This window comes from Pedobacter sp., from assembly GCF_035317785.1.
In the GTDB taxonomy this organism is placed as follows: domain Bacteria; phylum Bacteroidota; class Bacteroidia; order Sphingobacteriales; family Sphingobacteriaceae; genus Pedobacter.
The window spans coordinates 1-10,612 of record NZ_DATHGC010000084.1; the positions used below are offsets into that span (position 1 = coordinate 1).

Annotated in this window: 9 protein-coding genes and 1 pseudogene; 8 read left to right on the top strand and 2 right to left on the bottom strand. The window is 42.4% G+C overall.

What is annotated here, in order from left to right; translation table 11 throughout:
- The coding region (locus tag VK541_RS05120; RefSeq protein ID WP_324367580.1) for a DUF4270 family protein at window positions 1-1,234 on the top strand (1,234 nt) is incomplete at its 5' end.
- 89 nt (window positions 1,235-1,323) lie between these two features.
- Window positions 1,324-3,162: a glutamine--fructose-6-phosphate transaminase (isomerizing) gene (gene glmS, locus VK541_RS05125; protein WP_324367582.1), complete on the top strand. Its 1,839-nt coding sequence runs from the start codon at window positions 1,324-1,326 to the stop codon at window positions 3,160-3,162.
- Window positions 3,163-3,225: 63 nt separating this feature from the next.
- Here glmS and VK541_RS05130 read toward each other — a convergent pair whose 3' ends face one another.
- Window positions 3,226-3,654, bottom strand: coding sequence for a single-stranded DNA-binding protein (locus VK541_RS05130; protein ID WP_285059689.1), 429 nt, complete (start codon window positions 3,652-3,654; stop codon window positions 3,226-3,228).
- Between the two features lie 10 nt (window positions 3,655-3,664).
- Window positions 3,665-4,726, bottom strand: coding sequence for an A/G-specific adenine glycosylase (gene mutY, locus VK541_RS05135; RefSeq protein ID WP_324367587.1), 1,062 nt, complete (start codon window positions 4,724-4,726; stop codon window positions 3,665-3,667).
- A gap of 171 nt (window positions 4,727-4,897) precedes the next feature.
- On the opposite strand from mutY, the gene VK541_RS05140 reads away from it, so the two are divergent.
- The 6 genes and pseudogenes from VK541_RS05140 to VK541_RS05165 form a co-directional block, all read left to right on the top strand.
- A complete protein-coding gene (locus tag VK541_RS05140) occupies window positions 4,898-5,200 on the top strand; it encodes an HU family DNA-binding protein (RefSeq protein WP_108552488.1) in 303 nt (100 codons plus the stop codon).
- A 7-nt stretch (window positions 5,201-5,207) separates the two neighbouring features.
- Window positions 5,208-6,083: a tetratricopeptide repeat protein gene (locus VK541_RS05145; RefSeq protein ID WP_324367593.1), complete on the top strand. Its 876-nt coding sequence runs from the start codon at window positions 5,208-5,210 to the stop codon at window positions 6,081-6,083.
- 246 nt (window positions 6,084-6,329) lie between these two features.
- Complete coding sequence (locus VK541_RS05150) at window positions 6,330-7,880, top strand: Rne/Rng family ribonuclease (RefSeq protein WP_324367595.1); 1,551 nt, start codon at window positions 6,330-6,332, stop codon at window positions 7,878-7,880.
- A gap of 117 nt (window positions 7,881-7,997) precedes the next feature.
- Entirely contained in the window at window positions 7,998-9,374 is a 1,377-nt protein-coding gene (gene radA / locus VK541_RS05155) for a DNA repair protein RadA (RefSeq protein WP_324367597.1), read from the top strand.
- Window positions 9,375-9,690: 316 nt separating this feature from the next.
- Window positions 9,691-10,248, top strand: a complete 558-nt coding sequence (locus VK541_RS05160) for a LemA family protein (protein ID WP_324367599.1) — start codon at window positions 9,691-9,693, stop codon at window positions 10,246-10,248.
- A pseudogene (locus VK541_RS05165) lies at window positions 10,248-10,612 on the top strand (galanin); the annotation flags it as partial. The gene VK541_RS05160 and the pseudogene VK541_RS05165, both read left to right, overlap by 1 nt.

A 10,612-nucleotide genomic window follows, 5' to 3' on the forward strand; every position in this document is an offset into this window, starting at 1 on the left:
AGTTTCTCTGCCTAGTTTAGACTACAGCTTTGGTGATGACCCGCTTGTGGATTCCGCAATACTGGTATTGCCTTATGCGAACACGGTAGATTCGTCGAAGATTACCCGTGTTTACGGAGATACCGCAACTTCCCGTTATAGTTTCGTTGTTCAGCAGCTGGAGCAGGACCTGTCTACTGAGAAATCCTATTTGAGTAATAAAGAGTGGGCGATCAGGGACTGGGCTCCTGGTAAAACCATTGCCGGATCTGTTACAGGCATGCTCAGACCAAATACCAGAGCGACGATCACTGATGTGGTGCCGGGCAAGGCAGATACAACCAGGTTATTGCCGGTTCCCCAGCTTAGAATCAGGCTAGCCAGTGAATTTGTACAAGCTAATATCCTGGATCTGGATTCGGCGACAAAGTCAAAAACCTCAAAGTTTAACCAGGCTTTCAAGGGTTTGAAAATAACTGTAAATAAAGCTGAAAGTACCGGAAATGGCGGAATTGCCTTCTTTGATTTCTCGTCAACAGATGAAACTACAAGGGCGAAAATTGAAATCTATTATAAAAAACTTCAATCCAACTCCCAGATACAAAGAGACACTGCCTCGATATCGTTCCCAATAGGACTTCCTGTTGCTGCAACTCTTAAACATGATTATACCGGGACCCCCATCAAAGCGCAGCTCGATGTGCCCAATCCATCGACACCGTATGCAGTCACTTATTTGCAAGCCGCCGGTGGTCTGAAAAATAAGATCTCCTTTACGGATCTTAAAAAATTCGTGGATGAGGCTAAGGCCGGAAATCCCAAATCAAAGATTGTGATCAACAAGGCCGAACTTGTGCTAAACGTGAGCAGCGGAACAGATGTGGCGCCATACATACCGGCAGAAAGACTGACGCTTTACAGGCTCGATATAGCTGGCCAGCGTGTAAACCTGACTGATAATATTGAAGGTGTAGGAAATTCACGCAATCCAAGATATGCGGGTTCTCCGGCAGCATTTGGCGGCTTCTACGACAAAAAGAATAAACGTTATACTTTTACGCTAACAGCCTACCTTCAGGAACTGATAGATGGCACCACGCAGGACTACGGCACATTTATCGGGTCGAGTTCACTCACTCAGTTTGACATCAGTTCTTCCATTAGTTCGGGTGCAAGGACCGTCCTTTCTACAAAAGCCGCAGGTGCGGCTGACAAACCGCTGAAGCTGAATATCTATTATACAAAGACGGATTAAATTTAAAGATTTATTTACAAAGCATATTTCATTAAATTCTCCGGGAATCGTTATTTTCGGAGAATTTTTTTTTAAACCCTTACGAGCATATGTGTGGAATAGTTGGTTACATTGGTCATAGAGAGGCCTGGCCTATAGTTATTAAAGGACTGAAAAGACTGGAATATCGCGGTTACGATAGTGCGGGCATTGCACTTGCTTCTGATGAAGGCTTACACATTTATAAGAAAGCCGGAAAAGTTCAGGAACTCGAAAACTTTGCAGATGGCAGCAACCTCAGCGGTACTGCAGGAATGGGCCATACCAGATGGGCTACTCACGGTGCTCCTTCCGACCGGAATTCACATCCGCATACTTCAAACGATGGCCAGCTTACGATCATCCACAATGGCATCATTGAGAATTATGCTACATTGAAAGAAGAGCTGATCAGCAGAGGCCATGAATTCAAAAGTGACACCGACACGGAGGTGCTGGTCCATCTGATCGAAGAGATTTATAAAAATGAAAAAATAGACCTGCTGGAGGCGGTAAGGCTTGCTTTGCATGAAGTAAGCGGTGCGTATGCGATCGTTTTGATGGATGCAGCGCATCCGGACCAGCTGATCGCCGCCAGGAAAGGAAGTCCGATGGTAATTGGTGTTGGACAGGGCGAATACTTCATTGCTTCTGATGCCACCCCCATTGTAGAGTACACTAAAAATGTGATCTACCTGAATGACAATGAAATTGCTTTCGTAAAACGTGATGAGTTATTGATCAAGCGCTTAGACAATGTGGTTCAGACCCCATATATACACGAGCTGGAATTGAAACTCGAAATGCTGGAAAAAGGCGGCTACGAGCATTTCATGTTAAAGGAGATCTATGAGCAGCCGCGTTCTGTAAGAGACTGCCTGAGAGGAAGGATCTACCCTAACGAGGGAAGAGTTCAGCTGGGCGGGATAAATGAGTATGCAGACAAGCTGAAGAACATTGACAGGATCATCATAGTTGCCTGCGGAACTTCCTGGCACGCCGGTCTGGTAGGAGAATACCTGATCGAAGAATATGCAAGGATTCCGGTTGAGGTAGAGTATGCTTCAGAATTCAGGTACAGAAATCCGATCATCACTGAAAAAGATGTGGTCATTGCCATTTCACAATCCGGCGAAACGGCGGATACTATGGCGGCAATTGAGATGGCAAAAGAAAAAGGGGCAACCATCTTTGGTGTTTGCAATGTGGTTGGCGCATCTATTCCCCGCATTACGCATGCAGGTGCTTATACACATGCGGGGCCGGAAATTGGCGTAGCCTCAACCAAAGCTTTCACAGCACAGGTAACCGTACTGACCCTGATTGCTTTCCATCTTGCACAGCAGAGAGGCACTGTAAGCCAGTCCAGGCTGACTGAATTGCTGACCGAGCTGGATAACATCCCGGCCAAAATTGAAATTGCATTAAAATCAGATGATCTGATCAAAGAAATTGCCCTCAAGTTTAAAGATTCGAGGAATTGCCTGTTCCTGGGGAGAGGCAGTGGCTTCCCTGTTGCCCTCGAGGGTGCTTTGAAGCTAAAGGAGATCTCTTATATTCATGCGGAAGGATATCCTGCTGCTGAAATGAAACATGGCCCGATCGCGCTGATCGATGAGGAAATGCCAGTGGTAGTGATTGCGACTAAAAACTCTTCTTACGAAAAGGTGATCAGCAATATTCAGGAAGTAAAAGCAAGAAAAGGTATTGTTCTGGCCATCGTCACCGAAGGTGATGTGGAGGTGAGGAAAATGGCAGATTACTGCATAGAGATCCCTGATGCGAACGAGGCATTCCTGCCGTTGCTGGCGACCATCCCGCTGCAGTTGCTGTCTTACCATATTGCGGTATTGAGGGGATGCAATGTAGATCAGCCAAGAAATCTTGCCAAATCTGTTACTGTTGAATAAACGCTAAAATTATTTGTGTTTTAAAAAGAGAGACTATTAAATGATAGTCTCTCTTTTTTATGGTTAAAACGGCAGATCTCCCGAAGGATCATCCTGATCTGCATAGTCATTTTCACTTTTTGGCGTGGTATTCTCATGACTGGCAGGAGTCTGTTCGAAGTCACTCTTTCGCCCGAGAATGGTGAAGTTTTCGGCGACTACCTCTGTCACATATTTCTTTATTTTTTCCCTGTCTTCAAATGAGCGTGTACGAAGCTTGCCTTCGATGTAAACCAGTTTCCCTTTCTGCAAATATTTTGAGGCAACCTCGGCCAGGCCTCTCCACAATACAATGTTATGCCATTCTGTCTGCTCTATTCTTTTTCCGTCCTTGTTATAGGTTTCTGATGTGGCCAAAGGGAAACTGGCGACAGTTACGCCACCGTCTAAATGTCTGACTTCCGGGTCCTTTCCCAAATGCCCTACTAAAATAACTTTGTTGATACCTGACATGAAATTTGAATTACTGGTTTATTTGGTTTACGAATGCGGACATAAAATCTGTGATCACTTTAGGCTGCGGTAATTGTTCAAATTCACCCAATGAAACCCACTTTATGTCTGCATTCTGATTAAAGTTAATGATATAATTATCTAAAGCAAAAAATTGAACATATATAGTTTGGTGAGTCAATAAATGTTTTTTCTGGTGCAATAAAGTTATTCTGCAGCGATCACCAAAGGTCTCCTTTATTGCGGTTTCAAATTTCAAAGGCTGCTCTGTATAAACATCTTCGGTCTCTATGAGCGGAAAGTCGTACAGCTCCTGCCAGATATCTCCTGCAGATCGTTTCTTTACCAGTATGTTTGAGGCTTCATCGGAGCAGAAAAAGTAATTGAAATAGCGTATGCGTTTCCTGAGTTTTTTTTCTTTAACCGGCAGTTCGTTTACCCTGTTGTTTTTTCGGGCAAAACATCCTTCCTGCAGCGGACAGGCCGGGCAGGCCGGCGACTTCGGCTTACACTGCAGCGCCCCAAATTCCATGATCGCCTGATTGTATAGCGATGGCTTTTGCCCGATGATCAGCGCTTGTGCCAGTTCTGCAAATGCTTTCTTACCGGCAGTGCTGTTGATCGCAGCATCAATTCCAAAGTAGCGGGATAAAAGCCTGAATACATTCCCGTCCAGAACAGGCCGGGACTCATTGGAAGAAAACGATGCGATGGCCGCCGCTGTATAATCTCCAATGCCTTTAAGGGCGATCAGATCCTTATAAATAACAGGAAATATTCCCCCGTACTTCTCCTGGATCTGTCTGGCTGTATACAACATGTTCCGCCCTCGTGAATAATATCCCAATCCCTGCCATAATTTCAATATCTGGGTCTCAGAAGCTGATGCAAAATCGGCAACGGTTGGGTAATTTTCTAAAAACCGGAGGAAATAAGGAAGACCCTGCTCAACCCGGGTCTGCTGAAGGATAATTTCCGAGAGCCAGATTACATATGCGTCAGTAGAACCTCTCCAGGGCAGCTCTCTTTTATTGCTTAAATACCATTTTACGATTTCGTTCTGAAAGATCATGTCTGCAAAAATACACTGTTATTATTTGTTTTTGGTAAAACTTGCAATTCACTGATATAAGAGATGATAAATAAATCATCTTTTATTTTCCTATCTCATTAAAAAGCAATACTTTTGCAACCCCAAAACACTTATAAAGTATAATACATTATAATTAAATAATTAGAGAATATGACTAAGGCAGATATTATTTCAGAAATATCAACGAAAACAGGAATTGAAAAAGTAGATGTGCAAGAGACCGTTGAAGCATTTTTCAAGGTGATCAAAAACAGCATGATCGGTGGTGAAAATGTATATGTAAGAGGTTTTGGTAGTTTTGTTGTTAAAAAAAGAGCACAAAAAACTGCTAGAAATATTTCTAAAAACACTGCGATCATTATCCCCGAACATTTTGTTCCAAGTTTTAAACCAGCAAAGGTTTTTGTTGATAAAGTAAAGAACAATTCTAAAAAAATAAGCGTAGAAGCCTAATCCGACCATGTCAAATAATATCCGATACAAACAACTAGGTATAATTGGAGCAATCGTATTGCTCATTGCATTTTTGTTTACACGTGATATTAAAGGACTGGTAAAGCCTAAAGAGGAAAACGGCAAAGGTGGACCGGCAAGTGCCGCCCAAATGGCTCCTGCCGGTCCGGCCCAGGAGATCAGCCTGACAGAGGTCTCTGCTACTGCAAAAAACCTGATCAGCACCAGCCTTGCTGCGGAAATTACTTCCCTGGAGACGACATTTAACGGCGCTTCCGAAAAAGATAAAGTTCAGACGGCAAAATTACTTGCTCAAAAATGGGATGACGTAGAGCAGTCCGCTCCAAGTGCTATGTATCTTGAGGTTGTTGCTTTGCAGGAACAAACGTTAGACAACTGGCTGATTACCGGTGACCGCTTTTTAAAAGCATTTGACAATACCAGGGACAGTCTGCTGCAACCAGCGTTACTACAAAATGCAAACGCTGCTTTTTCTAATGCCGTAAAAATAGATTCGACAAGTAATGATGCCAAAACAGGCTTGGGTATCACCATTGTTGAAGGAATGGGCATGCCTATGCAGGGTATAGCCATGCTGATGGACGTGGTTAAAAAAGACCCTAAGAATCTGAAAGCCAACATGAGTCTGGGTACATTCGCAATTAAATCGGGCCAGTTTGATAAAGCAATAGCAAGATTCAATGACATTATCGCCATCAAACCCTCACCTGACGCTTATTTCTATCTGGCTACTGCTTATGAAAATTTAGGTAAAAATACGGAAGCTATTGATGCCTATTTAAAAAGTAAAAAACTTGCTGCCAATCCTACGCTGTCTAAATTCATAGATGACAAGGTACTGGCGCTAAAAAGTAAAAATTAATAAACAGATTTATAAAAATATTTAAATTTCAAAATTATGCCAAGTGGTAAAAAAAGAAAAAGACATAAAATGGCTACGCACAAACGCAAGAAGCGTTTAAGAAAAAACAGACATAAGAAAAAATAGTTTCATTATGTTTTGCCTGGCAAACAAGGTTAAGATCTGATCATAGCCTTGTTTGTTGGTTGCATAGTTTTTTATTGTCCATGTGTTAATAAGGCTAAAAAGCCTTAAAATCTGTAGCTTTTGGTAAAAGAACTAATTATAGATTCCTCTCCATCGGGAGTAACCATAGCTTTAGTTGAAGACAAACAACTTGTAGAACTTCATAAAGAACAGATCAATAACAACTACGCTGTAGGCGACATTTATTTAGGCCGCATTAAAAAAATAATGCCGGGCCTAAATGCTGCGTTTGTAGATGTAGGTTATGAGAAAGATGCGTTTTTGCATTATTTCGATCTGGGTCCTCAGGTACAATCTTTAATAAAGCTAACTAAAATCAAGCGTAACGGCTCTGTTAATGGCACTTTGCTGGATAATTTCAAGCTAGAAGGAGACATCAATAAGGCCGGAAAAATATCTGAAGTGGTCAGCAAAAACCTTTTGCTCCCTGTTCAGATCGCCAAAGAGCCTATTTCAACAAAAGGCCCCCGTCTGAGCTCTGACCTTTCTATAGCCGGCCGGTACATTGTCCTTGTTCCCTTTTCTAATGTGATTTCTATCTCCAAGAAGATTAAGAGCAATACGGAACGCAACAGGCTGAAGAAGATCATTGAAAGCATTAAGCCTAAAAACTTTGGTGTGATCATCAGAACAGTATCTGAGAGCAAAGGTGTCGCTGAACTTCAAAAAGACCTTTTGGACTCTGTAGCCAAATGGGAGAATTTCATCAAAAAACTTCCGGAAGCAGAACCTGCCAAACGTGTTTGGGGAGAAATGGACCGGACGTCTACCTTGATCAGGGACATTTTAAGTACCGACTTCACCAATGTGTATGTAAATGATCAGAATCTTTTTGAAGACATTCGTTCTTATGTGCATGAGATCTCTCCTGAAATGGAAAAGATCGTTAAGTTATACCGCCATAAAGAACCTGTTTTTGAACATTTCGGTATTGAAAAGCAGATCAAAAACTCTTTTGGTAAAACGGTTAATTTAGCTGGTGGCGCATACCTTGTTGTAGAACATACTGAGGCCCTGCATGTCATTGATGTAAATAGCGGAAACAGAACTGCCAGCAAGGAAAACCAGGAAGACAATGCGCTTCAGGTAAACAAAGAAGCGGCAAAGGAAATAGCGCGGCAACTGCGCCTTAGAGATATGGGCGGTATTGTGGTCATCGATTTTATAGACATGCACAAACCGGTCAACCGTAAAGTGCTGTTTGATTACCTTAAAGACCTGATGCTCCTTGACAGGGCAAAGCATACGATCCTTCCGCCGAGTAAATTTGGTCTTGTTCAGATCACCCGTCAAAGGGTAAGACCTGAAATGAATATCGTAACCAGCGAAAAGTGCCCGGCATGCGATGGTACCGGAGAAATTAAGGCAAGCATTGTTTTGATGGACGATATCGAAAACAATCTGACTTATATTTTGCAGGAGCAGAATGAAAAAAACATTACGCTTTGCGTACATCCTTACATCGAGGCTTATATTAAAAAGGGCCTTATTTCCTTAAAATGGAAATGGTTCTTTAAATTCGGGCAAAGGATAAAGATTAAAGCTGTCCCTTCTTATAACCTGACAGAATTTCATTTTCTGTCGGCAAAGGACGAAGAGATTAAATTGTAGTGTTAAAGCTACTGTTTTAAATAAGTCTGATCTCCTATGGAGGTCAGACTTATTTATTTTAAGGGGTATTTATTTATACTTGAATTGACTAAATTCGACGATTAAAAATCACATCAATTGGCTAAAACTAAATCAGCGTATTTTTGTCAGAGTTGCGGATACGAATCTGCAAAATGGCTGGGAAGATGCCCTTCCTGCAATGAATGGAATACTTTTGTAGAAGAGATTACGGAAAAGGCGGGATCTAAAGTTCCCTCCTGGAAGACAAGCTCCGGATCGCAGCGTCTGAACCAACCGACAAAAGTCGATGACATTAAGACAGTAAATGAAGAAAGGATCCTGACAGGTGACCAGGAGCTCGACAGGGTATTGGGAGGTGGTCTTGTAGCGGGTTCAGTAGTACTTATTGGTGGTGAGCCCGGTATTGGAAAATCCACGCTGATGCTACAGCTGGCACTGAACATCACAGGAAAAAAAGTACTGTACATCTCCGGCGAAGAAAGCGAACAGCAGATCAAGATGAGGGCCGAGCGGATTACCAGTCAGCCGAAAGCAAACTGCTACATTCTTACGGAAACTTCTACACAAAATATATTCAAGCAGATTGAGACCCTGGATCCTGACATCATGATCGTAGATTCAATTCAGACCCTGCATTCTGCCCATATTGATTCTACTCCCGGAAGCGTTTCCCAGGTAAGGGAATGCACTGCAGAACTTTTACGGTTTGCCAAAGAAACCGACACGCCTGTTTTCCTGATCGGGCACATCACTAAAGATGGCACCATAGCCGGCCCAAAAATCCTGGAACACATGGTAGACACGGTCCTGCAGTTTGAAGGAGACCGCCATCATGTTTACCGTATTTTAAGGTCTATAAAAAACAGGTTTGGTGCCGCGGCCGAAATGGGCATTTATGCGATGCATGGCAATGGGCTGAGAGAGGTCTCCAATCCTTCAGAGATCCTGCTTTTACAAAGAGAAGAAGACCTGAGCGGAATTGCGATATCAGCCACACTGGAAGGCGCCAGGCCGATGTTAATAGAAACACAAGCGCTCGTCAGCACAGCAGCATACGGGACGCCTCAGCGGTCTGCTAATGGCTTTGATACAAAAAGAATGAATATGCTGCTTGCAGTCCTTGAAAAAAGATGCGGGTTTAAGCTGAGCACACGGGATGTATTTTTAAATATCGCCGGAGGAATTAAAGTAGAAGACCCTGCGATAGATCTTGCTATTTTAGTAGCCATCATCTCTTCCCATGAAGATATCTTTATCTCTTCCAAAATCTGTTTTGCCGCGGAAGTGGGACTGTCAGGAGAAATAAGAGCAGTAAACCGTATCGAACAAAGAATATCAGAAGCCGAAAAACTGGGATTTGAAAAGATATTCATTTCCAACTATAACCTCAAAGGCCTGGTAAGTACTAAATATAAAATTGAAATTGCAGGTGTCAGCAAGATTGAAGATGTTTTTTCCATGCTATTCGGATAGCTGTTTAAACATCTTTGTGGTGTGTAAAATCGCTTGAGATTTCTACAGATCGTGGAAAAAAATTCCCTGAGTATATTTTTGACATAATTTGATCAAATTTTTATCGTGCTGACTATTAATTAATTAGCGGCAACTTATCCGCATTCTAAACCTTGGCCTGTCATTTGCATATAGTTAATCGTTATCAGGCATTTATGCTTGCTGACAAACAATAGGGATGATTATCCTCGTTATCGATAGGTAACGAGGATTTTTTGTTTTATATGGAATTGTATTTATATATTTATTCTATAAATAAACCTCTTAATCCTAAAAAATGATTATTGTATTCATTATTATAGCTGTATTGCTGATCATAGGGGTCAGTTTCTACAACTCCCTTATTGGCAAGAAAAACCAGGTAACCAATGCCTTTTCGGCAATAGATGTGATGCTCAAAAAAAGATTTGACCTGTTGCCCAACCTTGTTGAAACTGTAAAACAATACATGCAGTACGAAGGTGACCTGCTCACCAGAGTAGTCGAACTGCGTGCCAAAGCCGGCAGTGCAAGCCTGAGTAATGAGGAGAAGCTGGATCTTGATAAACAGCTGAGTTCAGGCGTGAGGGGTATAATGGTCAACGTCGAAAATTATCCCGATCTGAAGGCTAATCACAGTTTCATCAACCTGCAGAGTACCTGGACAGAAAGTGAAGAACAGATTGCCGCTGCCAGAAGGACTTATAATGCAGCAGTAACCAATTACAACGATGCGATCATGATGTTTCCGGGAAGTATGTTTGCCGGCATGTTAAATTATCAGCCTATTGAAGTTTTGGCCAATACCGAAGAGGAGCGAAAAAATGTTAGTGCCAGAGATCTTTTTAACAGTTAATGGCCGAACAAATAAGCATCGCGGATGTGTCTTTCGAGGCAGCATTGGCAGCCCTGGAAGTTCAGCGAAAAACCGTTTCCGCCCAGAGGCTGAAGTCCTATTTTTTTATTGGAGGAGGCATCCTGCTAATTGGCATTGGGGTCGTCCTTGGTAATCTTGTCCTGGTATTTGGAATTTCGGGTGCAGCGCTGCTGATCACAGGCATTATATTTTTATCTAGGGCCAGCAAAAATTTTAACGATTACAGGCATGGGTTTAAGCAAAGGGTCATCACCTCTGCGTTGAAGTCAGTCGACCAAAGCCTGGAATTTGATTACGAAAACGGCCTGTCTGAACAGGATTTTGTTTTCTCACAGCTGTTCAA

What these genes read in the sequence shown, in the direction of transcription:
- mutY (WP_324367587.1), bottom strand. Translation starts at nt 4,726, where the DNA reads ATGATCTTTCAGAACGAAATCGTAAAATGGTATTTAAGCAATAAAAGA.
- VK541_RS05145 (WP_324367593.1), top strand. Translation starts at nt 5,208, where the DNA reads ATGTCAAATAATATCCGATACAAACAACTAGGTATAATTGGAGCAATC.
- glmS (WP_324367582.1), top strand. Translation starts at nt 1,324, where the DNA reads ATGTGTGGAATAGTTGGTTACATTGGTCATAGAGAGGCCTGGCCTATA.
- VK541_RS05140 (WP_108552488.1), top strand. Translation starts at nt 4,898, where the DNA reads ATGACTAAGGCAGATATTATTTCAGAAATATCAACGAAAACAGGAATT.
- VK541_RS05130 (WP_285059689.1), bottom strand. Translation starts at nt 3,654, where the DNA reads ATGTCAGGTATCAACAAAGTTATTTTAGTAGGGCATTTGGGAAAGGAC.
- VK541_RS05160 (WP_324367599.1), top strand. Translation starts at nt 9,691, where the DNA reads ATGATTATTGTATTCATTATTATAGCTGTATTGCTGATCATAGGGGTC.